Source organism: Mangrovibacillus sp. Mu-81 (assembly GCF_036867415.1).
GTDB lineage: Bacteria > Bacillota > Bacilli > Bacillales > Bacillaceae_B > Rossellomorea.
Genome location: NZ_JBAJHU010000001.1, coordinates 690,932 through 714,567 on the forward strand (window position 1 = coordinate 690,932; position 23,636 = coordinate 714,567).

The 23,636-nt window shown below is 42.8% G+C and carries 24 protein-coding genes; 12 read left to right on the forward strand and 12 right to left on the reverse strand.

Translation table 11 applies throughout. The features are described from left to right. Nucleotides 1-4 precede the first annotated feature (4 nt). From V6B33_RS03455 to V6B33_RS03470, 4 genes are all read right to left on the reverse strand, one after another. Nucleotides 5-1,012: a FecCD family ABC transporter permease gene (locus V6B33_RS03455; RefSeq protein WP_334216328.1), complete on the reverse strand. Its 1,008-nt coding sequence runs from the start codon at nucleotides 1,010-1,012 to the stop codon at nucleotides 5-7. After that, nucleotides 1,009-2,022, reverse strand: a complete 1,014-nt coding sequence (locus V6B33_RS03460; RefSeq protein ID WP_334216329.1) for a FecCD family ABC transporter permease — start codon at nucleotides 2,020-2,022, stop codon at nucleotides 1,009-1,011. The genes V6B33_RS03455 and V6B33_RS03460 overlap by 4 nt, the downstream gene beginning before the upstream one ends. A 71-nt stretch (nucleotides 2,023-2,093) precedes the next feature. Next, nucleotides 2,094-3,023 (reverse strand): iron-hydroxamate ABC transporter substrate-binding protein, encoded by a 930-nt coding sequence (locus V6B33_RS03465; RefSeq protein WP_334216330.1) that lies wholly within the window; start codon nucleotides 3,021-3,023, stop codon nucleotides 2,094-2,096. Further along, nucleotides 2,974-3,819 (reverse strand): ABC transporter ATP-binding protein, encoded by an 846-nt coding sequence (locus tag V6B33_RS03470; RefSeq protein WP_334216331.1) that lies wholly within the window; start codon nucleotides 3,817-3,819, stop codon nucleotides 2,974-2,976. Before V6B33_RS03470 ends, V6B33_RS03465 begins: the two co-directional genes overlap by 50 nt. A gap of 182 nt (nucleotides 3,820-4,001) precedes the next feature. Between V6B33_RS03470 and V6B33_RS03475 the strand changes: the two genes are divergently transcribed. Beyond that, nucleotides 4,002-5,054, forward strand: a complete 1,053-nt coding sequence (locus tag V6B33_RS03475; RefSeq protein WP_334216332.1) for an NAD(P)/FAD-dependent oxidoreductase — start codon at nucleotides 4,002-4,004, stop codon at nucleotides 5,052-5,054. Between the two features lie 89 nt (nucleotides 5,055-5,143). On the opposite strand, the gene V6B33_RS03480 is transcribed toward V6B33_RS03475, so the two are convergent. Then, nucleotides 5,144-5,869 (reverse strand): TerC family protein, encoded by a 726-nt coding sequence (locus V6B33_RS03480; protein WP_334216333.1) that lies wholly within the window; start codon nucleotides 5,867-5,869, stop codon nucleotides 5,144-5,146. A 224-nt stretch (nucleotides 5,870-6,093) separates the two neighbouring features. Between V6B33_RS03480 and V6B33_RS03485 the strand changes: the two genes are divergently transcribed. Beyond that, a complete protein-coding gene (locus V6B33_RS03485) occupies nucleotides 6,094-6,492 on the forward strand; it encodes an ion channel (protein WP_334216334.1) in 399 nt (132 codons plus the stop codon). A 174-nt stretch (nucleotides 6,493-6,666) separates the two neighbouring features. Here V6B33_RS03485 and V6B33_RS03490 read toward each other — a convergent pair whose 3' ends face one another. Together V6B33_RS03490 and V6B33_RS03495 are read right to left on the reverse strand one after the other, a co-directional pair. Beyond that, nucleotides 6,667-7,107: a hypothetical protein gene (locus V6B33_RS03490; RefSeq protein ID WP_334216335.1), complete on the reverse strand. Its 441-nt coding sequence runs from the start codon at nucleotides 7,105-7,107 to the stop codon at nucleotides 6,667-6,669. A 9-nt stretch (nucleotides 7,108-7,116) separates the two neighbouring features. Further along, nucleotides 7,117-7,455, reverse strand: coding sequence for an ASCH domain-containing protein (locus V6B33_RS03495; RefSeq protein WP_334216336.1), 339 nt, complete (start codon nucleotides 7,453-7,455; stop codon nucleotides 7,117-7,119). Nucleotides 7,456-7,653: 198 nt separating this feature from the next. Between V6B33_RS03495 and V6B33_RS03500 the strand changes: the two genes are divergently transcribed. The 3 genes from V6B33_RS03500 to V6B33_RS03510 all read left to right on the forward strand — a co-directional run bounded on the left by V6B33_RS03500 (nucleotide 7,654) and on the right by V6B33_RS03510 (nucleotide 9,794). After that, a complete protein-coding gene (locus V6B33_RS03500) occupies nucleotides 7,654-8,592 on the forward strand; it encodes a DMT family transporter (protein ID WP_334216337.1) in 939 nt (312 codons plus the stop codon). Nucleotides 8,593-8,844: 252 nt separating this feature from the next. Then, complete coding sequence (locus V6B33_RS03505; RefSeq protein WP_334216338.1) at nucleotides 8,845-8,988, forward strand: hypothetical protein; 144 nt, start codon at nucleotides 8,845-8,847, stop codon at nucleotides 8,986-8,988. A 170-nt stretch (nucleotides 8,989-9,158) separates the two neighbouring features. Next, nucleotides 9,159-9,794 (forward strand): FMN-dependent NADH-azoreductase, encoded by a 636-nt coding sequence (locus V6B33_RS03510; protein ID WP_334216339.1) that lies wholly within the window; start codon nucleotides 9,159-9,161, stop codon nucleotides 9,792-9,794. A gap of 45 nt (nucleotides 9,795-9,839) precedes the next feature. Here the strand turns inward: V6B33_RS03510 and V6B33_RS03515 are convergent, their stop codons facing one another. After that, nucleotides 9,840-11,114, reverse strand: coding sequence for an MFS transporter (locus tag V6B33_RS03515; protein WP_334216340.1), 1,275 nt, complete (start codon nucleotides 11,112-11,114; stop codon nucleotides 9,840-9,842). A gap of 39 nt (nucleotides 11,115-11,153) precedes the next feature. After that, nucleotides 11,154-12,452, reverse strand: coding sequence for an alkaline phosphatase family protein (locus tag V6B33_RS03520; RefSeq protein ID WP_334216341.1), 1,299 nt, complete (start codon nucleotides 12,450-12,452; stop codon nucleotides 11,154-11,156). Nucleotides 12,453-12,872: 420 nt separating this feature from the next. On the opposite strand from V6B33_RS03520, the gene V6B33_RS03525 reads away from it, so the two are divergent. From V6B33_RS03525 to V6B33_RS03535, 3 genes are read left to right on the forward strand one after another with little or no spacing between them, the layout of a single operon-like run. Further along, a complete protein-coding gene (locus V6B33_RS03525; RefSeq protein ID WP_334216342.1) occupies nucleotides 12,873-13,499 on the forward strand; it encodes a polysaccharide deacetylase family protein in 627 nt (208 codons plus the stop codon). Nucleotide 13,500: 1 nt separating this feature from the next. Then, nucleotides 13,501-14,097: a DedA family protein gene (locus tag V6B33_RS03530; RefSeq protein ID WP_334216343.1), complete on the forward strand. Its 597-nt coding sequence runs from the start codon at nucleotides 13,501-13,503 to the stop codon at nucleotides 14,095-14,097. A 2-nt stretch (nucleotides 14,098-14,099) separates the two neighbouring features. Continuing rightward, nucleotides 14,100-15,269 (forward strand): MGDG synthase family glycosyltransferase, encoded by a 1,170-nt coding sequence (locus V6B33_RS03535; protein ID WP_334216344.1) that lies wholly within the window; start codon nucleotides 14,100-14,102, stop codon nucleotides 15,267-15,269. A gap of 517 nt (nucleotides 15,270-15,786) precedes the next feature. Here the strand turns inward: V6B33_RS03535 and V6B33_RS03540 are convergent. From V6B33_RS03540 to V6B33_RS03550, 3 genes are all read right to left on the reverse strand, one after another. Then, the gene (locus tag V6B33_RS03540; RefSeq protein ID WP_334216345.1) at nucleotides 15,787-16,578 is read right to left on the reverse strand and encodes a polymer-forming cytoskeletal protein; all 792 of its coding nucleotides are present in this window, start codon (nucleotides 16,576-16,578) and stop codon (nucleotides 15,787-15,789) included. Nucleotides 16,579-16,594: 16 nt separating this feature from the next. Next, nucleotides 16,595-17,230 (reverse strand): DUF4004 family protein, encoded by a 636-nt coding sequence (locus tag V6B33_RS03545; RefSeq protein WP_334216346.1) that lies wholly within the window; start codon nucleotides 17,228-17,230, stop codon nucleotides 16,595-16,597. 159 nt (nucleotides 17,231-17,389) lie between these two features. Continuing rightward, nucleotides 17,390-17,794: an HIT family protein gene (locus tag V6B33_RS03550; protein ID WP_334216347.1), complete on the reverse strand. Its 405-nt coding sequence runs from the start codon at nucleotides 17,792-17,794 to the stop codon at nucleotides 17,390-17,392. A gap of 183 nt (nucleotides 17,795-17,977) precedes the next feature. Between V6B33_RS03550 and V6B33_RS03555 the strand changes: the two genes are divergently transcribed. The 4 genes from V6B33_RS03555 to V6B33_RS03570 all read left to right on the forward strand — a co-directional run bounded on the left by V6B33_RS03555 (nucleotide 17,978) and on the right by V6B33_RS03570 (nucleotide 23,584). Beyond that, nucleotides 17,978-20,032, forward strand: coding sequence for a catalase (locus V6B33_RS03555; RefSeq protein ID WP_334216348.1), 2,055 nt, complete (start codon nucleotides 17,978-17,980; stop codon nucleotides 20,030-20,032). A 225-nt stretch (nucleotides 20,033-20,257) separates the two neighbouring features. Beyond that, nucleotides 20,258-20,431: a hypothetical protein gene (locus V6B33_RS03560; RefSeq protein WP_334216349.1), complete on the forward strand. Its 174-nt coding sequence runs from the start codon at nucleotides 20,258-20,260 to the stop codon at nucleotides 20,429-20,431. 90 nt (nucleotides 20,432-20,521) lie between these two features. Continuing rightward, entirely contained in the window at nucleotides 20,522-21,208 is a 687-nt protein-coding gene (locus V6B33_RS03565; protein WP_334216350.1) for a hypothetical protein, read from the forward strand. Nucleotides 21,209-21,448: 240 nt separating this feature from the next. Continuing rightward, nucleotides 21,449-23,584: an ATP-dependent Clp protease ATP-binding subunit gene (locus tag V6B33_RS03570; RefSeq protein WP_334216351.1), complete on the forward strand. Its 2,136-nt coding sequence runs from the start codon at nucleotides 21,449-21,451 to the stop codon at nucleotides 23,582-23,584. Nucleotides 23,585-23,636: the final 52 nt, after the last annotated feature.

A 23,636-nucleotide genomic window follows, 5' to 3' on the forward strand; every position in this document is an offset into this window, starting at 1 on the left:
TCGATCATTTCTTCAACAACAAATACATAAAATAAGGCGCTCCTATCAAGGCAATCATGATCCCGGCAGGAATTCCGTCCGGCTCCAATATGTTCCTTCCAATAGTATCGGCAAGCATCAAGAGCCACCCGCCGAGTAGAATGGCAACCGGTATGAACATCTGGCTGCGGGGACCTACTAATGCTTTAGCCATGTGAGGGGCCATCAGTCCTATGAAAGCAATTCCTCCTGTAACCGAAACGGCGGAAGCGGCCAAAGCAACTGCCACCATGAGCATAAGGAATCTCTCGCGATTGATTGAAATCCCTACACCAACAGAGACAGGCTCACTCAAGCCAAGCAGATTCAGCATTTGAGATTTATAGAGTGTAAGCGGTATAAGAATGACAAGCCATGGGACAATTGCCCAAATGAATGGCCAGTCAGTCCCCCAAATGCTTCCCGCAAGCCATTTGGCGATGAAGTCGACTTTTTGACGCTCAGCAGCTGAAATCAGGATGATCATAAGTCCCGAGAAAGCCATCGAGAATCCGACTCCGACCAGCACTAACCGCACAGGCTGTATGCCGTTTCTTTTGCTGTAAGAAAATAAATAGATCAAGCATGCGGTAATCATGGCTCCAACGAAAGCAACAATCGGGAGCAGGTATGCAAACGAAGCAGCATCGATGGGAAAGAATAAAAAGAAAATCGCAATTGAAACCCCGGCACCGGAATTGATTCCTATGATTCCCGGATCGGCCAGATCATTACGGGTAATTCCCTGCAGAATCGAACCGGAAAGAGCAAGCGCCATACCTGCAAGAACGGTAATGATGATCCTCGGCAGTCTGATTGAAAATAGGATGAATTCTTCCTTGAAGCTCCCATACCCGAAAAGAGTGGGTAAGAGACGGCCATAAGAAACCGATGAATACCCCAATCCAATACTTATAAATGCCGTTAAAAGAATCAAAACTGACAACAGTAAAAGGAGCAGTCTTTGTTTTTTTATCAAATCAGGATGTATCATGAGAAACCCTTCCCTCCTTTCCGGACGATGAACAGGAAGAAAGGCAGACCCAACATTGCTACTATAGCCGCAACAGGCGTTTCATAAGGTGCGTGTATGGTCCGCCCCAATGTATCTGCAAGCAGTAAGAATGATGCACCTAGCAAAGTGGAGACTGGTATGATAAAGCGGTAGTCCGTACCGGTAATCACACGTACGATATGAGGGATCATTAGTCCGATGAAGACCATATTCCCTACCAAAGCAACGGCCGCACCGGCCAATAGTATAATCACAATGAATAGAATTGTTTTGACAAAAGCAGTTCTCTGCCCCAATCCGACGGCAACTTCTTCATTCAGGCTGAGGATGGTCAGCTGTCTTGACAAAAAGAGTGAAACGACGATCCCTGCCGCAATGAATGGGGCAATCACTTGCAGCTGCCCCCATGTAGTTCCGATCAAACCTCCTGCAGTCCACATAGATACATCTTTAGAAATTTTAAAGAAAAGGCCAGTACCTTCGGCTATCGCAAATAAAAAAGCAGACACGGCCGCCCCCGCCAACACAATCCTAAGAGGGGAAAAACCGCCTCTTTTCATGGAACTGATCCCGAATACCATAATGGCTCCCGCGCCGGCACCGATAAAACAGGCAATCATAATCCCGAGTGAATTCACAGAAGGGATGAAGGCAATGGTAATGGCGAGAGCTGCGTTTGCTCCGGCTGTCAACCCAAGCAGACCAGGATCTGCAAGCGGGTTACGTGTCATCCCCTGCATAATGGCACCTGAAACAGATAAGGCAGCCCCGACAAAAATGGCGGCGATTGCCCGGGGGATACGAATTTCCTGGAGGATGGTTGCTTTTTCATTTGTATCGAAAGAAGAAAGGGCGAACCAAACGTCCTTTAAAGTGGTTTCTGCTGCACCGAACACCATTGAAATCAGGAAGCAGGCAGCAAAGATTACGGCTGAAGTTATTAATTTTATAATAAATGGAATATTTCGCTGATTAGTAGAAGTGGTCATGTTCAATCATCATCTCTTTTTTGATTTATAAAGGAAGAGGAATTCTTAGTACTAAGAATTCCTCTTCAGGATTAATTGCCTAGAAATTTTTCTTTGAAGAAGTCCAACTGATAATCAAGTGTCAGTGGATCATTGAAATAGAATTCCATCATATTCACTTCGAAGACCTGGTCGTTTTTCACAGCAGGGATGTTTTTATATGTTTCGGTTTCCATGAATGAATTATCGCCATTCGGGTCTTTACTCAGGATTATGTAATCTCCTGCAAATTCAGGAAGGACTTCTGTCGAAAGGGCAAAGTATCCAGGTTCAAGAGCTTGTTCTTTTACTTTTTCCGGCATTCTCAAGTTCATTTCCTGGTAGAGGATCTCTGTACCGCGTCCCCAATTGTTTCCGTATACATATAATTGCTTATCGAAGCTTTCAATAACGGAAACGGTAGTGTCTTCACCGATTTCGGCTTTGATTTCATCGCCTGCTTCCTGAGCACGCTTCTTGAAATCATCCACCCATGCTTGCGCTTCTTTTTCTTTGTTTAATAGTTTCCCAATTTCGATGTGCTGAGTAAGGTAATCCACTTTTCCGTATGTATAAGTGACAGTGGGAGCAATTTCATTTAATTTATCAACGTTTTTGATATTGGATAAACCGATGATGAGATCCGGGTTCAGTTCGATGATCTTCTCAAGACTTTCGTCGGTTACTTCTTCTACTCCTTCTAAATCGTCTTCCCAGCGTGGATTCATCTTAGACCATGAATCAACACCGACCACATTCACGTCAAGTGCCATGACATTTCCTGCGAAAGATGAAAGGACGACGACACGCTGAGGGTCTGCTGGAACTTCAACCGGCCCGTTTTCTGATTCGTATGTGATCGTGTCATTTTTGCTGTCTTTATTTGAATCGTTACCTTCTTCTTTATCAGATGTAGAACCGTTGCCGCATGCACTAACCAATAGCACCAACAGCAGAGTAAACGGGAGTATCCATTTTTTCATGTTGATCTTCTCCTTTAAGTAGGTTGTATGTGATACACATTGGCTTATTTGTTCGAGGGTCTCTACCAATCGCAGCGTCAATTTGGAATACTTTCTTCAGGACATCATGGGTGATGACTTCTTCACAAGTACCGGCTTTGACAATTTCACCTTCTTTGAGGGCGACGATATAATCTGCGAAGCGTGCGGCCTGATTCAAGTCATGAAGCACCATGACAATGGTGCGTTCCTGCTCGGCATTCAGCTTTTGCAGGAGTTCAAGTACTTCCAGCTGGTGTGCCATATCGAGGTATGTAGTTGGTTCATCAAGGAAGATGATATCCGTTTCCTGGGCTAGGGCCATCGCAATCCACACACGCTGTCTCTGACCTCCGGATAATGCGTCTACTTGTCTGTACTTAAAGTCCGAAGTGCCTGTCACTTCTAGTGCCCAATTGATGACGTCGTAGTCTTTCCTGGACATACGCCCCATCCCTTTTTGATGAGGGAACCGTCCGTAAGAAACCAATTCACCGACTGTCAATCCGCTGGCACTTTCAGGAGTCTGAGGAAGAATCGCCATTTTTTTGGCTAATTCCTTCGTATTTCCTTTGGATATATTTTCACCATCCAATAGTACATTGCCGGATTGATGGGGGATGATGCGGGTAATCGCTTTCAGCAAAGTTGATTTACCACACCCATTCGACCCGATGATGGTGGTGATTTGTTTATCCGGTATTTGAACGCTGAGATCTTTCACAATTAAGCGGTCACCATAGCCAATGTTTAATTCTTCCGTATATAGGCGAACCATTCCTTAGCCCTCCATTTATGATTGGGATTTAATGATAACGATTCTCATTCTCGAACAATACCATACTATAATTCTTTTTTACCAATGTCAATAGAATTTTTCATTGTCACAGTGTAGAAAAAGAGGTAGTATGTAATTGAGAATGATAATCAATAATGATTGATTATGGGGAGTGGACGGATATGAAAGAAAAGGAATTATTTGATGTAACGATAATCGGAGGAGGTCCGGCAGGGCTTTACTCTGCTTTTTACAGCGGTCTGAGGGAAATGAAAACAAAGATCATCGAGTATCAGCCGATGTTAGGCGGGAAAATACATGTATACCCTGAGAAAATGATCTGGGATGTAGGGGGGCTCACTCCGACACCAGGGGCAGAACTGATCAAGCAGCTCGTTCAGCAGGGGTTGACCTTTGATCCGGAGGTCGTGCTGAATGAAAAAGTGGAAAGCATTACACGTAATAAAGAAGGCTTGTTTATTCTGGAGGGTTCTTCAGGACAAAAACATCTCTCAAAGAGTGTAATCGTGGCTGTTGGAAGCGGGATCATCAACCCTCAAAAGCTTGATATTGAAGGTGCTGAGCGGTTTGAAGTGTCTAATTTGCATTACACAGTGAAGTCGCTGAAAAGTTTTAAAGACAGGACAGTCGTTATTTCCGGCGGCGGAAACTCAGCAGTGGACTGGGCTAATGAGTTGGAGCCAATCGCAAAAAAAGTGTATGTGACGTATCGAAAAGGAGCACTGAATGGGCACGAAGCCCAATGTGCACAGCTGATCAACAGCTCTGCTTCATGTTTATTTCATACTTCGATCACCAAGCTGATGGCTGATAGTAATCACGAACGGATCGAAAAGGTTCAATTGACCAATCATCAGACAGGGGAAGTGACCAATCTTGATATCGATGAAGTGATCATCAATCATGGGTATGAAATTGATGCTTCCCTGCTGAAAAACAGCAGTTTGAATGTCAAAATGGTGAATGATTTCTACATTGAAGGGACGTCAACAAGCGATTCGTCTATTGAGGGTCTTTATGCTGCTGGTGATATCCTGATGCATGAAGGAAAAGTCAATTTGATCGCCGGGGCTTTCCAGGATGCGGCGAATGCTGTCAATAGAGCCAAGAAGTATATCCAGCCGGAAGCGGATAAAATTGCGATGGTGTCATCCCATAACGACGTCTTCAAAAAGAAAAATCGAGAACTTGTCAAAAAGATGATGGTGAACTGAACCCCGTTTTCCCTGCCGGTTGTTCCCTGGAACATAATATTCGAAAATAAAAAAGATGCTTACTCTCTCAGTAAGCATCTTCTTCTCTATTAATTTACCTCATGCAGTCTTTCTTCTGAAACGGATGCAGCCGACTTTTTATTGACCAGATAACCGATCAGCAGGACAGCAGCGGCGAGGCCGAATGTAATGGCATAAGTTGCGGGTCCGTGATGAATGTTCAGAAGATCCATGAATTGATGATCTCTCACAATCATTTCACCTGCGGTATATGCCAGAATTCCTGCACCTAAATAGGCAATCCAGCGATATTTCTCAAGAACTTTCACAATCGCCTTTGAACCGAAAATCATAATAGGGATGGAAATGAATACCCCAAGAGCGATCATTCCGATATGACCATGTGCAGCTCCTGCAACGGCAACTACATTATCAAGACTCATCACTGCATCAGCAAGAATGATCGTTGTAATCGCTTGTTTCATTCCTGTGTGTGACTTGATATTGGCTTCTCCTTCTTCTTCTACCAATACTTTATAAGCAATCCATAAAAGAAGAATTCCACCTATCAAGTGAACGAATGGAATCTCCAGCAAGTATACAATGATAGCCGCGAATAGAATACGTAAAATGACGGCACCGGCCGTACCCCAGAAGATTGCTTTGTTCTGAAGCTCCTTAGGCAAGCTTCTCGTTGCCATCGCGATGACGATCGCATTATCTCCTGACAGGATTATATCAATCGCAATAATTTTTAACAGGGCAAAGATGGCACCTGACGAAATTGCAAGCCCCAATGGAAATAGAAAATCCATGATGGTTCCTCCTCGTTTCTAGTAAACATGTAAATGAAAACACAACTTTCTTAGTTTACCATAAAAATATCATTCGTGAAGGAAGTTTAGGTGGATGATAGGGGATATCTTCCATTTTTTGGAGGGGGGAAGTACGTATGAATGAAAAAAATCAGTCGTTTTAAACATCCTGAAAGTGGTAAATAAAGAATGGACCAAAGATCTATAAGGAGGCATCTTCTGTTTTGGGAAGTTTATTAGTAATAGGAGCCATCTTGTTTATACTCATTAACTTAATCTATTTCTTTAAGAATAAAGAATTCAAATACAGTTACTTCAGTACGAAGATGTTCTATAAATTATTCTTTGTACTCACGGGAGTCATGATTGCGTTTGCCGTCCTTTACTATGGATTGGGCATTAATGGTACCGTATTGCGATACAGCATGCCGGATGGAGAGCCAGTACCCCATTCCTTTACAAATTACCTATACTTCAGCGGGGTGACGATCTTGGCGGTAGGATATGGCGACTTCCTTCCAGTGGGACATTTACGCTTCTTCGCACTCTTAGAAGCAGCCATCGGACTTCTGCTTCCATCCGCCTACTTCATGAAAGTGCTGAATTCAAAAGATAGAGAGTAGCTTTGTTGAAGATCTGTCAAACCCTGTAAATAAGCAAAATAAGGACCTTCAAATGAATGGAATATTGTGCTCTTATGAAAATACGGCAGGGTTATTGAATATTGTTGTTTAATAAATAATGAAAAAGAACATCCCGGAAGGCAAGAATGACCAAACAGGATGTTCTTTTTCTATTTACCACAAATTCGGCTTGACTACCATAAACCAAAGCATAGCGAGCAGAAGAAAGAGGTAAGTACATATCGTTCGTTTCAGTTTTGCGATCAAAGGTTCCCGTTCCTCTTGCTCATCGTCAAACTTTCTGAGCGTCGGGGAAAAGGCCCTTGCCAGAAAGAATAGTGAGCAGAACATGATTAAGAGGGTCATGACGATCCACGGGGTATCCCAAGACCAGGGACCCAATAATACCAACAGGATTCCTGAACCGACTAGTACGTGTCCAGCGTGTTTGGATAACCTTACAGTAAAACGGAATGTATCCAAGTACGGAGTCACTTCTTCTCCTGAAGCTGTGCGCAGTTTCTTGATCATCGGCAGCAAAATGAAAAAGGGACCGATAGAAGCCACTACACTTAGAACGTGGAGATAAATAATGATTCGATAGAATATATCCATATCCCTGACCTAGTTGTTTACGGCACTGAATTCATGTACCCAGACTCTCATCTTTGGATGCCAAGGCATTCCCGGATGGTATGAGAGAATGGTTTCCTTGTATTCTTCCACTGATTGAAAGCCTTCCTGACGCGCATGCTCATCGGTCAATTCTCCAAGAGATTGAGAGTATACTTTATCCACTATGTACTTTTTACCTTTTAATTCCATGATTTCCCCAACATCGGCATAACGTCCGTTACGGCGGGTTGCCGTTTTTTTACCCTGAAGAACCAGGTCAACGTCTTCTTCCTTTGTTACGAGACGCTCGATGCTGCATGTTTTAGGCGGTAATTCTTGATTATTCATAGTAAATCGCTCCTTTCGCTATTTACTATAGCATAAAGTTTTCATGTCTATCTTCATATATTAAAAAACTCTGTAAGAATCAAATTTCTTACATAAATTTGGTGATTCACCGTAGTAAAGAAGTAAAAGGGGTGATATGATGAAATGAAAATGCAGGAAACATGACTGCAGAAATCTACTGAAAAGGTCTTGAGTACATTGAAAAAATGGCAGACATACTTAGTATTAGTGTTTATCATGATGATTTGGGGGTTCAATGTCCCTGCATTGAAAACATTGGTGACAGAGTTCACCCCCGTAACGATAACATCACTGCGAATTTTTACTGCAGGAGTTACGGTATTTATCATTTTGGGAATCATGAAAAAAGTAAGAAAACCGACTAAACGGGAAAGCATCTTTATCATTGGCGGCGGGCTTCTGAATGTTGTGAGCCATCATTACTTTCTGTCTGTAGGTTTAACGCTGACCACCTCCACCAACGGGGGTCTCATACTGGGAACAGGTCCGCTGCTGACGGCGCTCCTGGCTTCCATTCTACTGAGAAACCGGCCGACAGTCATCAAAGTCATTGGGTTTATTCTCGGAGGCATCGGGGTTTCCACCATTGTATTATCAGGAGGGGAAGGACTCGGAAATCTGAATGGCGGAGATGCGATGGTGTTCATTTCCATCTTTTCTCAGGCACTGAGCTTCATTATCATCAGCCGGGCAGCCAAAACGCTTGATCCACGTTTATTAACTGGATATATGCTTGTATTCGGTTCCGTCATCCTGTTCTGTATCGGCTTAGTCACAGAGCCGGAGGGACTCACGCAGCTAAGTGGGGCATCGATTGGGATGTGGATGCTGTTTATTGCTTCAGCTATGCTAGCGACTGCTGTCGGACATATGCTGTATAACCATTCGATCGGTCAGCTCGGGGCAGCCGAGGCCTCTATCTTTCTTAATCTCAACACGTTCTTCTCCTTAATAGGGGCTGCCATATTCTTAGGCGAAAAAATCACCTCCTATCATTTACTGGGACTATTGTTCATCATTATGGGAGTCATTTGCGGGGCAGGAACACTGGAAGAAATGATTATCAAGAGGAAGAGGAATCGGTTCTATACGAAACAACAGAAACACCATATGTAAGGCAAAGTCTATTCACGAATTCTGTGGGTAGACTTTTTTGTACGCATTTTGGATATGCCGTGCAACATTTTAATATTTAACGTGAAATTTAGAGGGTTTTCATATAGGTATAAAGAATTACATAAGTGAATATGTTTAGTGATAAAGTCATCGTTTTTCAAGTGGTACGTTTACGAAGCAGACTTATGTTGCTTAAGAATAAAACGATGGACAAGGGACACATTATACTTAACATGACGGAGGTGTTGTTTGATGGAAAATAAACCATTTCATTACGATGGAAGCAGCCATATGACAGACGGTGCACCAACAGAGAATGAGCCATTCGAGTTGACTGGGGAAATGAGAAAAAATATCGGTGCAAATCCTTTCGAAGCCGTGACAGAGGAAAAGTGAGAAGACGGGGTGTTGTCAGAGATGACAGCATCTTTTTTTATGGAATCCCCCGGGAGGTTTGCTTGCTAATTATGACCGGGAATCACCGGTATCTAAATTTCTGCGAATAGAAAATCAATTTCTTCACAAAATGAATAAGACGAAAAATTGAAGATAAGGAAGGGAATATCATGACCAAATTATTGTACATCACCGCACATCCGCATGACGATACGATGTCTTACAGTATGGCTGCAGCAAAAGCATTCATGGATACGTACAAAGAAGTGAATCCAAATGATGAAGTAGTACATATCGACTTATATAAAGAACATATTCCTCATATTGATGCAGACGTATTCAGCGGCTGGGGGAAGCTGCAGTCGGGTAAAGGGTTTGAAGAGCTGTCCCCTGATGAAAAGCAGAAGGTTCAGCGATTGAATGAACTTTCAGATCAATTTATTAATGGAGATAAATACGTTTTTGTCACTCCTTTATGGAATTTCTCTTTTCCTCCCCTTATGAAAGCATACATTGATTCTGTGGCAGTAGCAGGAAAGAGCTTCAAGTACACCCCGGAAGGTCCTGTCGGGCTATTAACGGATAAGAAAGCCCTTCATATCCAGGCACGAGGCGGCATCTACTCTGAGGGACCGGCTGCTGAGATGGAAATGGGCCACCGTTATCTCACTATCATTATGCAATTCTTCGGAGTGCCGTCGTTTCAGGGCTTATTTGTTGAGGGTCATGCAGCCATGCCCGATAAAGCAGCCGGGATCAAAGCGGACGGAATCGCACGTGCAAGGGATATGGCACATACATTTTAATGAACAAAGCCTGGCTCCCGTTTCTGGAGGACCAGGCTCTTTTGATTAAACGATCGGCTTGTTGACTTCGCCAGCTTTTGGTTCAGGTACAAAGGCAAGAATGATGAGACCGATGATGAAGAGAATGACCAGGCTGAATACACCGCTGCTGGAGTCGCCCGTGACCTGTGCGGTTACTCCGACTAGGAGAGGACCCAGGATGGAAGCGAATTTACCGAAAATATTATAAAAACCGAAGAACTCATTTGAGTTTTTCTTAGGAATCAATTTGGCAAAATAAGCGCGGCTGAGTGCCTGGATCCCGCCTTGAGAGGAAGCGACGAGCATAGCGAGGATCCAGAAATCCAGGGTCGTTTCAAGGAAGTATGCATAAATGCATACAACGATATAGACGCTGATTCCGACGTAGAGCATTTTTTTTCCTGTGAATCGTTCTGCCAGACGTCCATACAAAATCGCGAACGGTCCGGCAACCACCTGCGTGACAAACAGGATGATCAGCAAATTCGTTGCTGTGATTCCGAGATCCGTACCATAGGCGGTCGACATCGTGATGATCGTTCCGACTCCATCAATATAGAAGAAATAAGCAAGTAGGAATAAGAAGAGTGCACGATACTGTCTGATTTCTTTCAGTGTTTTGCCGAGACGCTTAAAACTGTTTACCACAGGCTTCTGTTCCCGTTCGATGAAGTAACGCTGATGAACGTTTTTAATAAGCGGAATTGAAAACAGTCCCCACCAGACGGCGGTTATCAAAAATGCGATTTTACTTGCAACGGTGGTCGTAAGCGGCAGGATTCCATTCTGTGACAACACAATGATTGCGATGCTGATGATGAAGGGAATCGTGCTCCCGATATATCCGAACCCGAATCCTCTCGATGACACTTTATTCATACGTTCTTCTGTGGTGACATCGGTGAGAAAAGCATCATAGAAGACATTTGAACCTGCAGATCCTATGGCTGCCACCGTATAGAAAATCAAAAGTAAAAGCCATTGATCACTGGGAACAAACGCAAGGATCGCTGTAAACGTCACTCCGAGAGCGAAGAAGAAGGTGAAGAATTTCTTTTTATAGCCTTGATAATCTGCAATTGTACCAAGGATGGGACTGAGCAGCGCCAAAATGAAGGTGGCGATCGCAACGGTATAACCCAGATACGCAGTGGAATCTGCGGGACTGACACCGGCATTAGTGGCTGCCGCTTTATAAAAGAGTGGAAAAACCGCCGTTGAGATAATGATTGAATAGGCAGAGTTTGCCCAGTCATAAAAGATCCAGCTGTTTTCTTCTTTGGTAAATCGTTTCATCATCCTATTCCCCCCCAGGAACTTAATCCCCTTTTCTACTATTTATTCTTCTATCAGTTCTTCCATTACAATCCCGTCTGTTTTTCCTAAATCGAGACCCAGCAGCCGGGCGAAAGTCGGACCTTCGTCTACGAGGTGCATGGCTTCGATCTCTTTATGAGGAACGATTCCTTTCCCTGCTGCGATGAAAATGGTCGTGTAGTTTTCTTTTTTGGGGGAATAGCCGTGAGAGCCCCATGTATATCGTTTTTCTTTCACATCTTCATGAGTGATGGTATGGATGAGTTCACCATCCAGTGAATCTTTGAAATAATACCCGTGCCGGGCTTCAAGCATGAAGGCACAAGTGTGATCTGCCCCCATTTCACCAGCTTCTTCACCGGAGTAAATCTGTTGAATTCCGTTTGAAGGATCTTCATAAAGTTCATAGAGAAGCTGTTCGACCTCCTTTTTGACAGTGTTATCTCTAACATAAACATAAGCAGAACCGTCACAGCCTTTACAATATGCTTTCCAGTCTTTGACCTTCCGCCCTGAATCAAGGGAGATGAAGCCTCTTTCTTTCAACAGAACATTTAATTGTACAGCTTTTGATTCATCAAGCGCGCTGTGATCTCCAATTACAGCGATAGCAGAGTGATCATATATTCCAGCTTCCTTCAGAGATCCGATGATCCTTCCGAGCCTCTGGTCATGACGGAGTATGGCGGTATGTGCTTCATCCGAGGAAAAACCATGATAATGCCTCTGGGTATCAAGGTCGGTAAAATGAACAAGCAGTAAATGGGGCTTCTTTTCTTTAATTGTTGCAACTGTTGACTCCAGGACAAAGTCATCAAGTTCCGGCTGATTGAGCCCCTTCCTGATATGACCGAAGCGGCGGTTAAGACTTAGTTGATAAAGCGGACTCCCGTTAAAAAGGGATACAAGTATCTGATTATGCCAAGAGCGATTGGCGAAGATTTCAGGCATATTATAGTCAATATCGGCTTTGGCAGTAACCGGCCACAATAAGGCGGCTGTCGTCATGCCGGCCTTCTTTGCTTCATCATATAAAGTGGTGCCTCTCACATGCCGGCGATGCCAGTACCAGTCCGGGGACACCATGCCTGGTTGAATGAAGGTATTGTTAATGATACCGTGACGGTTCGGGAAATTCCCGGTCACGATTGTGGCATGACATGGATAGGTGACAGATGGATAGATCGTTTCTACATTTTTACAGAGGAATCCGTTCGTGAGCAGTTCATTGAAGTGGGGGAGATCCTTTAGTAAGGTGTAGTCCTGTGACGATAAACAATCGAATGAGATGACGATCAGGTGCTCAGTAAGACGAGTCATAAAGTCCTCCAAAAAGCTTGATAAATTTGTACTATATACCTATTAATATAACAGAACATTCAGAATAAAAATATGATTTATTTAGTGTGTGGGAAAGTGCAATTTGAACAAAATCATCTCATAATGGCAAGTGAGGTCGGGGGATTTAAGTACCGCATAAATCAGCAGAGGATTATCATGTCTGCAATCAGGGTAATGATGATTGATAAAATAATGAAAGCATTATAAGATGACATAGGGAAAAGAAGCAGTGATGCTTCATTTATGTGAGTTGACCGTGCCCTGAAGAATTGTAATAGGCAGGCATTGCTTAACTTGTCCGCTGGGAGTGTAGAACCATTGGTTGAAATAGTGGTTATTATCATAGGCATTTTTTTCATTTATTCAATTTTAAGTACAATAATCATTCGGTGTTTGAACGTGCGGATCATCAGAAGGGTACCGCAGGACGATACCATCGCATTAACATTCGACGACGGTCCTCATCCGGTTTATACCCGGCAACTATTGGATGTTCTTGAGAAACACGGGGTTAAGGCAACATTCTTCATTGTGGGTGAGAATGCAGAGCGGTATCCTGAATTGATCGATCGGATGAAGGCGGCTGGTCATTCATTTGGGGTTCACCATTACAGACATCGATCAAGCTGGTTCTTAAGCCCTCTTGGATTAAAGAGTCAATTGGATAATTCGAATCAGATCATAAAGAGGTTGACCGATGAAGAGGCTTTCTTCTACCGTCCGCCATGGGGACATCTTAACCTGTTCACTTTATTCTTCACCAGGCGCTGGCATATTGTCATATGGTCCCATATCTTTAAGGACTGGAAAGTGAAGGAATGTAAGGAAAACTTGCTTCAACGGTTAAATGAGGCAGATACCCGCGGAGCAATCTTCGTCCTTCATGACAACGGGGCAACGTTTGGTGCCGAGGAGGAAGCTCCTCATTATATGGTAGAATGTTTAGATGCATATATTGAGGAGGCGCTGAACAGAAATATCCGTTTCATCTCCCTGGATGATGCATTTCAAATGAAGGAGTCATAGCATGGGCAGCGAACAGATCATTCACTATATACAAATGTACAGTTATTTCATCATTTTTCTGTTTTTATTCTGTGGAATCGTAGGGATTCCTTCACCCGAAGAATCGCTGCTTTTTTTAATCGGGGTATTGGCAGCCCACGGCCAGTTATCCATGTTATGGGGGATTGTATTTTCATTCCTCGGAACCTATACCGGAATGATCGGTGGATACTACGGTGGAAAGTTAATCGGGTATCCGATCATCAATAAATACGGGAAATGGATAGGGATTACAAAGGACAAGGCAGATGATTTTGAAACGCAGTTCAAGCGGAATTCATCAAAAACCTTGGTCATGGGATTTTTCATGCCGGGACTTCGCCAGGTCGCCCCTTACCTGTCCGGGATCTTTTCGATTAACATCATGAGGTATTTGCTTATTACATGTGCGGGTTCGATGATATGGACTATCACATACATCCTGCTGGGATGGGGACTCGGAAGTTCATTTCCGATTAACCCTAATTATGTTCCTTATCTAGGGGTCGGTTTATTGGTCATTTTTATCGTATCATCACTGGCACGCTATCTAAGGAAGCGAAGGAAAGTGAGGGGATAGCTTTGAAAATCATCCTATTGTCGATGTTCAGTGTATCGACTGGACATGTCAAAGTAGCGGAAGTACTGCAACAGAAGATAAAAAGCTGCCATCCGGATGCAGAGGTGAAGATTATTGATTTCCTGTCTTTCTCCAATCAATTACTCGAAAATGCCGTCTCGGGTTTTTATATGAAGTGGATAAAGACTTATCCGGAAAGTTATAAAGGTTTCTATTCACAGCTGATGATGAGCGATGATTATAGGGGGATGATGAAGGGTCTGTCATTGTGTTCGGTCTATTTCGAGATGAAGCTGAAAAAATTAGTGGAAGAAGAAAAGCCGTCCCACATCATCTGCACCCATTCATTTCCATCAAGGATACTGGGTAAGCTGAAGAAAAAATCATTGGCTTTCGAACCGAAAACGATCAATGTGTATACAGATTTCTTTATCAATGGAGTGTGGGATAAAGAAAATATAGATTTCCACCTGGTACCAGGCAATGAAACAAAGCAGGATCTAATCAATGAATATTCCATTAGCCCAGATTGTATCTATACAACAGGGGTACCAGTTTCAGACATGTTTAAAAATGCCAAATATAAGTGGAAAAAAAGTGAAACAGACCAAAGACATCTGCTTATTGCAGGCGGTAATAATGGCTTGTGCGTAATACAGGAATTCATGGTTGATCCTGCCATGGCTGATCATTATACGTTCACTGTTTTGTGCGGACATAATAAGAAATTATTTGATATGCTCTCGAATAAACCGAATATAAAGCCTTTGATGTATATTGAAGACCGGGAAGAACTGAATGAGATTTACGATTCTGTTGATGCCATCATTACTAAACCGGGCGGTGTGACAATTACGGAAGCTTTGTATAAAAGAATACCGATCTTCATTCATGATTTTTTACCGGGACAGGAAGAGATCAACCTGGAGTTGTTAAAAGAGAAAAAGTTGGTGTATTTATTAAATAGTGATCAACCAATGGAAATAATATCCAGTATTCTTGGTGATGAGAGAGAACTTGGTGATCATTTGGTCAGAATTCAACAATATCTCACCAGCATTTCGACCAGTGTCGATGAAACTTTATCTGCGCTGTTAAAAATAAATCATGAGGAACGATTGATCCAGCCTGCCATTAAGCAGCCAGGCGTTTCAAAAACATTGCTGAACTGATTGGCGGGTTGGTCAAATACCGCTTTTGAATTCATATAACCATTCAAGAGGCTGGGACAAAAGTGTTTTAGTCTGAATAAAACCCGAACTCATTTGGATCCTTAGTTCAAATGAGTTCGGGTTTATTGTTAGCTCAGTTCAAACGCCCATTTAGTATCTTGCTTATTCCAGCGGTTGATTGGAGTGCAAGACGAAGACTCCTGCGGGAAAATGACTGGAGTGAGACCTGTCCAGCTCCGGCGGCTAGAGGCTCGAGTCATAAGCCAAGCCATCCAAAAAGGCAAAGAGCGCCTTTATGGCTGCTCTGTCTTATGCTTGTCGCCTCTGGGCAAGCCGCCTCCGCTTTTCTAACCGCAGGCTTGCCGAGGAGGCTCACGGGCTACCCGCGGAAAGCGAAGTCTTGCACGGAAATCATTAGTGGTATTCAGGGTCAACACTGATAATGTTCGTCTTTAGGCAGTTGATTTTTGTTTTGTCCCAGCCTCATTATTCTAGTTATTATGATGTCAGATGCAGGTTAATTCTTAGTGGACTTACCTACTGTACTGCCGTCTTTAATATCGAATGTGCCGGAGTATTCGACTGTTTCGATTTCACAATTCTCTCCGATTTTTACATTTTTTCCCCTTACGAGCTTTGCTTTTGTGTTTTCCAGGTAGATCTCGTCTCCTTCAATTAATTCTGATCGAAGGCAGTCACTACGCTGCATAAAGAATTTCACAACCTGTTTCAGGAGCTTTGTGGAAAGGTCGTTTTTCACTTCAATGATTTCCCCGCCAATTTCCTTGATGAAAGATTCATGACTCACTTCAATATCCACTTTATCGGCACTGAGAAGCCCGTTTATCCTCACCGAGCCCCTTGAAATAAAAGATTCCACTTCACAATCTTTCTCTACCTTCAATGACCCGCTTGATTTAATGGTTCCACCCTGTAGTTTGCCATCAATTTTTGTCGACCCGCTCGATTTGAAGTTCTTGCATGTAAGATCCTCACTGATTTTGCTGGATCCGCTTATTGTCATTTCTGCTGCTGTGACCGGTCCTTCTATCCTTGTACTTCCACTGATCGAAATTTCTTTTGCTTTGATGCCACCGATGATTCTTGAAGACCCGCTGGTTTTAAACTCTTCCGTTATGATTTTTCCATTAATTTTTCCGGATCCCGAGATTTTGAGGTCCTTGCAGTCGATATCACCTTGAATCGTTCCGCTCCCGCTGATTTTCACCGAATTGAACCTGCCGCCGCCGGATGAACCGGACCCGCTTATTTTCAAATCATGTAATTCTTTATTTTCAACAGTACTCATCTACTATTCCTCCAGATCAATTATTGTTTACACTTGTCAAAGTGATTTTTAATTCTTCAAACATTTGGAGTAAATCGAGCTTCACAATCGTCTCTGTTGTCCTGTCAATGAATGTGTCGGAGTGGAGCGGGAGCAAAATCCAAATGACTGTATCTTTTTTTCGCAGTCCCCGCAGTTCATAAGAGGGACTGTCAACTACATCGAAGTATTCATGTAAAAACTGAAGCAGTGACAGTTGATCTTCTTCACTGATTAATCGGATACGCGCTTTTTCAAGAATGAACATGTAGAGGATTTCTGGAAATTCAATTGATTTCACATTTTTTAAGAGAGGGGTACAGAACGAAATGGTTTCCGATTGGAGAATCTTCTGCAGCCGTAATGAATCTAATGTGATCTCAATCTTCGTCGGATTCGGTGAAAAGAAATTCGATAATTCATCCAGTGAATGGGTGTCTTTCAACTCTTTCACTTTTTCAATCCTTGCCAGCATTTTTTCCCGGGGGAAGAAGGTTTCCTGACCTGTGAAACTGGACTTCTTGATAAACCAGTCTTCCGGAATGATACTCATGCGTTTCCAGCGATAGAGCTGCCCATAAGAAATGCCGGTCAATTCCAGGACTTCCTTCTTTGATATTAGGTCGGCATCCAAGTGTAGATCACCTCTTTCATTAAGTGTAACAAAACATTGTTACGTTATTGTATATGTACTATAGCAGAACATTGTTACGCTTGTAAAGAAGTTTTTTCCAAGGATATAAGACGGCCCGCCTTTCGTTCTTCTAAAGAAGAGAAGGGCGGGCCATGATAATCATCTAGTTGGTCGTTTGTTTTCAGGCTGCTTTAACCAGTAACGCACCCCTCTCCCAGCAAGGGGTTCATCATTGTAGCGGGGAATGATATGAAAGTGGCTGTGGAAGATGAATTGATTGGATACCTTCCCGACATTCCACCCGAGTGTATATCCGTCTGCCTGAAATCTATCATCGAGATAGGATTTGGCTTGTTGAAGCAAGTCGTAAGTATCGTTCCATTCCTCTTTTGTCAGTGCAAACGCATCCTGCTGGTGTTTCTTTGGCACGATGACCCCGCACCCTTCGAGAACATCTTGTTGGAGATTATGCTGCAAAAAATAACAAGTCTCATTTTCGAAAATGATGTTTTGTTCCGGGTCTATGTGAGGATGACAGAAAGGACAGTGGATTTCTTCGATCATGAGTGCACTCCTAATTGTTGGAATTTCTATTCATTATAGAGTATAACACGGATGTTACCATTTTCTCTCTTTGAAACGAAAACGATTTCAGCATGTAGACTATTCCAATTTATGTTTATAGATTAAGGTGAGGGGTATAGAACGAACAGAGCAATTTACATAGTAAAGGGAAGGGATGAGAGAATGAGTGACGAGAAGAAAAACAGTGTCAACGGCAATAGCAAGAATGAACAGCTTGATCAATATCGTGTCGACGACAGCGGAAAACATCTTACCACCAACCAGGGATTGAAGGTGTCAGAAGATGAATTCTCCTTGAAAGCAGGAGAACGCGGACCGACTTTGATGGAAGATTTCCATTTCCGCGAAAAGATGACTCATTTCGACCATGAACGGATTCCGGAACGTATCGTCCATGCGCGGGGTTTTGCTGCCCACGGTGAATTCGAAGTCTACGAGTCTATGAAAGAATATACGAGAGCAGGCTTCCTGCAGGATCCTTCGAAGAAAACACCAGTATTCGTCCGCTTTTCAACGGTAGCAGGAAATAGGGGATCTGCCGAGACAGTCCGTGACGCCCGCGGGTTCGCAACAAAATTCTACACAGAAGAAGGCAACTATGATTTAGTGGGAAATAATATTCCCGTTTTCTTCATCCAGGATGCCATTAAGTTCCCTGATCTTGTGCATGCGATCAAACCGGAGCCTCACAATGAAATGCCTCAGGCAGCGACTGCACATGACACGTTCTGGGATTTTATAGCGAACAACCAGGAGTCTGCCCATATGGTCATGTGGGCGATGTCAGACCGTGCAATACCACGGAGTTTCCGTATGATGGAAGGATTCGGGGTTCACACTTTCCGTTTCGTCAATGAAGAAGGAAAAGCCCACTTTGTTAAATTCCACTGGAAACCGGTACTTGGAACTCACTCTCTCGTCTGGGACGAAGCACAAAAAATTAATGGTAAGAACCCTGATTTCCACCGAAGTGATTTACATGAGTCAATAGAAAATGGGGATTATCCCGAATATGAACTCGGTGTTCAATTGATTAAAGAAGAAGATGAATTCAACTTCGACTTTGATGTGCTTGATCCAACAAAGCTTTGGCCGGAAGAAGAAGTTCCGGTGAAAATAATTGGTAAAATGACACTGAACCGAAATGTGGATAATGTATTTGCCGAAACTGAACAGGCTGCATTTCATCCTGGTTCCGTCGTGCCCGGTATAGATTTCTCAAATGATCCTTTATTACAAGGACGTTTATTTTCTTACACAGATACGCAGCTGATCCGTCTCGGCGGACCGAACTTCCATGAACTGCCGATCAACCGTCCAGTCTGCCCTTTCCACAACAATCAGCGTGACGGATACGGACGACAAACGATCAATAAAGGTCAGGTGAGCTATCACAAGAATTCACTGGCGGATAATACTCCTGCACCAGCAAGTGAAGAGGAAGGGGGCTACACTCATTATCAGGAAAAAATGGAAGGACGCAAAGTCCGTGCAAGAAGTGAAAGTTTCAAAGACCACTTCTCTCAAGCCACACTTTTCTGGAATAGTATGAGTGAGCCGGAGAAAGAGCACATCATTGATGCGTTCAGCTTCGAACTGGGAAAAGTCATGAGTAAATCCGTTCAGCAGCAAGTGGTCGATATGTTCGCGCATGTCAGTCTTGACCTGGCAAAAGGATTCGCTGAAGCGATAGGAGCAGAGATTCCAGAAGGGCCGGGTTCCAGAGTAACCAAATCGTCTCCGGCATTAAGTCAGGAAAACACAGTCAAGAAACCTCATACACGTAAGGTAGGGGTCATTGTCAGCAAAGGATTCCAAGGAAAAGAAATCACAACTGCGCTGGAAGGATTAAAAGAACAAGGTCTTCAGCCAGAAATCATCAGCAGCAAGCTGGGTGTGCTGAAAGGAGCAGACGGTGAGGAATTGGAAGTGGATCACACTTTTTTGACATGCGATTCCGTTTTATTCGACAGCTTATACGTGGTTGGAGGTAACGAAGCAGATAAGAAATTCAAGAAGGACACTTCCTATTTTTTAAAAGAAGCGTTTGCCCACTTTAAGCCTATCGGTGCAACACATGAGGGGACATCGATCCTGGAAGAAATCGGAATTAAGGATGATTCAGGTGTGGTGACCGGAGATTCAATAGAGGCATTCACCTCTGACTTTATCGAAGCTATATCAGCGCACCGCCATTGGGATCGTGAAATCGTTTGACGATTTAAATCAGCAAGAGTAAAGGAGCCGGTTTATCCGGCTTCTTTTTTGTCTCCCATTACAAGATGTGTACGCCATTTCTTTCATACTTCCTCTTAACAACATTCTACTTCTTTCATCTACTAAGCGAATCACCCATTTTACTAGATACTAGTTATCTATAACAAACTATTCCATGTGGACAACCATAATATATTAAAGAAATGAACAAGGAGGTGGATATTCATGCCAAAAGGTCCAGCTCATCATGCTGCAGGAGAAGATTTTGATTTCTTCAAACTTCTACTGGTATTACTAGTGGTAGCGTTTTTAATAACATTAGGCATCGCACCGATCGCTGCATTAATTATCGGGATTGCTCTACTACTCATCGTAGTCATCAGTGAATTGTTTGAATAAGAAATGAATCCCATAGAAAGCGGTTATCTTAACCGCTTTCTATAAAAAGTTACCTTATCGATAATAGAATGAGGAAAGGGGGTAACATACATGGATAACAAAAATATGATAGAAGAACTTTACAAACTCATTCAGGACAAGGTCAATAAAGACGGCGAACAAATTACAATCGATTCAGCATTGGAAATGATGACATCCGCGTTAAAAGAAAATGAACTAAGCAATGAATTAAAACAACAATCGGATTCTCTTAAAAACCAACTTCAATCAATCATTCCTGAAAATCTTGCTGATATGGACTCATTGAAAGGCAAAACAGCTGATTTCATAAAAGGAAACTCACTAAACTTGGACGTCCTGCAAGGACTCGTAAGCGGAATTCTTGAAAATGATGCGTTAAAAAATCAATTGGGACAATTAACATCAGGAAAAGAAATCGATATGAAGGCACTGATCAATGGCTTGAGTTCATTACTTCAATCGAAAGGTGGTACAGGGACCGCGATCCCTATTAACCTTTTAAACCTTGCCCAGGGCATGGACATAATGAAACTGATTGATGGAGTATCAGCCCGACGTAAAAACAAAGCAAAAAATAAACAAGAACAAACAACAGATAAACAAGAAGATAAAAAAGAAGATAAAAAAGAAGACAAACAAGAAGATAAACAAGAAGATAAACATGAAAAAAATAATAATAATAAATCAGAACAAAAATCCAAAAGTAAGCAGTACAAAAAAGAATACGAATATGACGAACGTGATCTTTGGTATTAATAGGGGGGAAGCTGGCCAATCAAAACGCCAGCTTTTTTGCATGTTTTTTACATAGAAAGTGACATATTCTAAAAATTTCCATAAGCAAAAATCTTGAAAGTCAAAAAAGGTCAAATTATACTGTGTTCATAAGGTCAAAGAAAGTCAAAGTCAAAACACAATGATTATGACCTTTAAATCACATGGCTTACAACTAAATCTTCAACATATAAATAAATGCCAATCAGGAGGTAATACTGTATGAAATGTCAAGTGTGTCATCAAAATCAGGCAACGGTGGAAGTGTATAGACGTGTTAACAATCATAAAGCGCGAGTGCAGATGTGTTCAGATTGTTTTCAACAGCAACATTCTAAAATGCCTTCTGGCGTAAATGGCGGAATTCCTTTGGACGAATTGTTTAAAAACTTTAATATAAGCGGGCATCACCCTCAAGCATTCGGAGCAGAGCAGCATAGCCCGGTGACACAATCAGGAGGCAACGGCGGTAACGGTATTCTCGATCAATTCGGACGCAATATAACTCACGCAGCGAAGGCGGGTCTTATTGACCCCGTCATCGGAAGAGAGAAAGAAGTAGAGCGTGTGACTGAAATTCTGAACCGCCGCAACAAAAACAATCCGGTTCTGATCGGTGAGCCGGGAGTAGGCAAGACGGCAATAGCTGAAGGACTGGCACTAAAGATTGTCGCAGAAGATGTACCATCCAAACTTCTAAACAAAGAAGTATACGTAATGGACGTTGCTTCATTGACGGCTGGTACTGGAGTCCGCGGTTCTTTTGAAGAACGGTTGAAAGCGATCATAAACGAACTGCAAAACCGTAAGAATGTCATGTTATTCATCGACGAGATCCACCAATTAGTAGGTGCAGGTACTGCGGAAGGTTCCATGGATGCAGGAAATATCTTAAAACCTGCACTTGCCCGCGGCGAGCTCCAGATAATAGGAGCGACTACACTGAAGGAATATCGTCAAATCGAAAAGGATGCAGCACTCGAACGCAGGTTCCAACCGGTGATGGTCAATGAACCTACTGCTGAACAGACAATAGAAATATTGAAAGGATTACGCGAAAAATATGAAAACTACCATCGTGTAATCTTTAACGATGAAACGATCGAGGCATGTGTGAAACTTTCTCACCGTTATATACAGGACAGATTCTTACCGGATAAAGCAATCGATTTGATGGATGAAGCAGGATCGAAGATGAACCTGCGATCAGAGGGCAAAGATACTTCTGACGTTCAAAAGAAATTAAATGAAATAAAAGCAATGAAAGAAAAAGCAACGGTGGAAGAACGCTATGAGGAAGCAGCTAAGCTTCGCGATGAAGAAGCTGAATTGGGGAGACAGCATCAACATGGCACTTCACAAAAGTCTGTTGTCGAACCAGAAATGATTCAGGCAATCATTGAAACGAAGACCGGCATTCCTGTAGGGAAGCTTCAAAACGATGACCGTAAGCGCATGAAAGAGCTGGAAACAAATCTTTCGAACAAAGTAATCGGTCAATCCGAAGCTGTGAAGAAGGTAGCGAAGGCAATCCGCCGGAGCCGTGCAGGATTAAAGGCAAAGCACCGCCCAATTGGGACATTCCTGTTCGTGGGTCCGACTGGTGTCGGAAAAACAGAACTAACAAAGACGCTGGCTGAAGAATTATTCGGTTCAAAGGATCGTATGCTTCGATTGGATATGAGTGAATATATGGAGAAGCACTCTGTATCCAAACTGATCGGTTCTCCTCCAGGATATGTCGGATACGAAGAATCTGGACAGTTGACAGAGAAAGTACGAAGAAATCCTTATTCCATCATTCTGCTGGATGAAATTGAGAAAGCACATCCTGATGTACAGCATATGTTCCTGCAAATCCTTGAAGATGGACGATTGACGGACAGTCAAGGAAGAACGGTAAGTTTCAAGGAGACGGTCATCATCATGACAAGTAATGCAGGAGTGACAAATAAGAAAGAAACGATTGTAGGCTTTGATACAGGCGGCACGGATGCAGTGAAGGAAACAACCATCCTGCAATCATTGGGAGCTTATTTCAAGCCTGAGTTCCTGAACCGCTTTGACAGTATCATCGAATTCCAGCCACTCGAAAATGAAGAGCTTCTTCAAATCCTTGATCTGATGCTAGCTGATCTCCAAGCTGATCTTAACGATCAAAAGATTGTTTTAACAGTTGAGAAAGAAGCAAAAGACAAGCTGGTTGAGTTAGGTTATCACCCTGAATTTGGAGCACGGCCGCTGCGCCGCGTGATCCAAGAGCAAGTTGAAGACAAAATGGCTGATTTACTTCTTGAAAAAGAAAATGTAAAAGAAGTCATCGTGTCGCTTGAAAATGATGAGTTAGCAATCAGGTAAGAAAGGACAGTGCGTCTGCTTGCTGGGTACTCCTATATTGCGACAAAAAGAA

Bases quoted from the DNA above. Each gene is read 5' to 3' on its own strand.
- V6B33_RS03455 (WP_334216328.1), bottom strand. From the start codon at position 1,012: ATGATACATCCTGATTTGATAAAAAAACAAAGACTGCTCCTTTTACTG.
- V6B33_RS03460 (WP_334216329.1), bottom strand. From the start codon at position 2,022: ATGACCACTTCTACTAATCAGCGAAATATTCCATTTATTATAAAATTA.
- V6B33_RS03465 (WP_334216330.1), bottom strand. From the start codon at position 3,023: ATGAAAAAATGGATACTCCCGTTTACTCTGCTGTTGGTGCTATTGGTT.
- V6B33_RS03470 (WP_334216331.1), bottom strand. From the start codon at position 3,819: ATGGTTCGCCTATATACGGAAGAATTAAACATTGGCTATGGTGACCGC.
- V6B33_RS03475 (WP_334216332.1), top strand. From the start codon at position 4,002: ATGAAAGAAAAGGAATTATTTGATGTAACGATAATCGGAGGAGGTCCG.
- V6B33_RS03480 (WP_334216333.1), bottom strand. From the start codon at position 5,869: ATGGATTTTCTATTTCCATTGGGGCTTGCAATTTCGTCAGGTGCCATC.
- V6B33_RS03490 (WP_334216335.1), bottom strand. From the start codon at position 7,107: ATGGATATATTCTATCGAATCATTATTTATCTCCACGTTCTAAGTGTA.
- V6B33_RS03495 (WP_334216336.1), bottom strand. From the start codon at position 7,455: ATGAATAATCAAGAATTACCGCCTAAAACATGCAGCATCGAGCGTCTC.
- V6B33_RS03505 (WP_334216338.1), top strand. From the start codon at position 8,845: ATGGAAAATAAACCATTTCATTACGATGGAAGCAGCCATATGACAGAC.
- V6B33_RS03510 (WP_334216339.1), top strand. From the start codon at position 9,159: ATGACCAAATTATTGTACATCACCGCACATCCGCATGACGATACGATG.
- V6B33_RS03515 (WP_334216340.1), bottom strand. From the start codon at position 11,114: ATGATGAAACGATTTACCAAAGAAGAAAACAGCTGGATCTTTTATGAC.
- V6B33_RS03520 (WP_334216341.1), bottom strand. From the start codon at position 12,452: ATGACTCGTCTTACTGAGCACCTGATCGTCATCTCATTCGATTGTTTA.
- V6B33_RS03530 (WP_334216343.1), top strand. From the start codon at position 13,501: ATGGGCAGCGAACAGATCATTCACTATATACAAATGTACAGTTATTTC.
- V6B33_RS03540 (WP_334216345.1), bottom strand. From the start codon at position 16,578: ATGAGTACTGTTGAAAATAAAGAATTACATGATTTGAAAATAAGCGGG.
- V6B33_RS03550 (WP_334216347.1), bottom strand. From the start codon at position 17,794: ATGATCGAAGAAATCCACTGTCCTTTCTGTCATCCTCACATAGACCCG.
- V6B33_RS03555 (WP_334216348.1), top strand. From the start codon at position 17,978: ATGAGTGACGAGAAGAAAAACAGTGTCAACGGCAATAGCAAGAATGAA.
- V6B33_RS03560 (WP_334216349.1), top strand. From the start codon at position 20,258: ATGCCAAAAGGTCCAGCTCATCATGCTGCAGGAGAAGATTTTGATTTC.
- V6B33_RS03565 (WP_334216350.1), top strand. From the start codon at position 20,522: ATGGATAACAAAAATATGATAGAAGAACTTTACAAACTCATTCAGGAC.
- V6B33_RS03570 (WP_334216351.1), top strand. From the start codon at position 21,449: ATGAAATGTCAAGTGTGTCATCAAAATCAGGCAACGGTGGAAGTGTAT.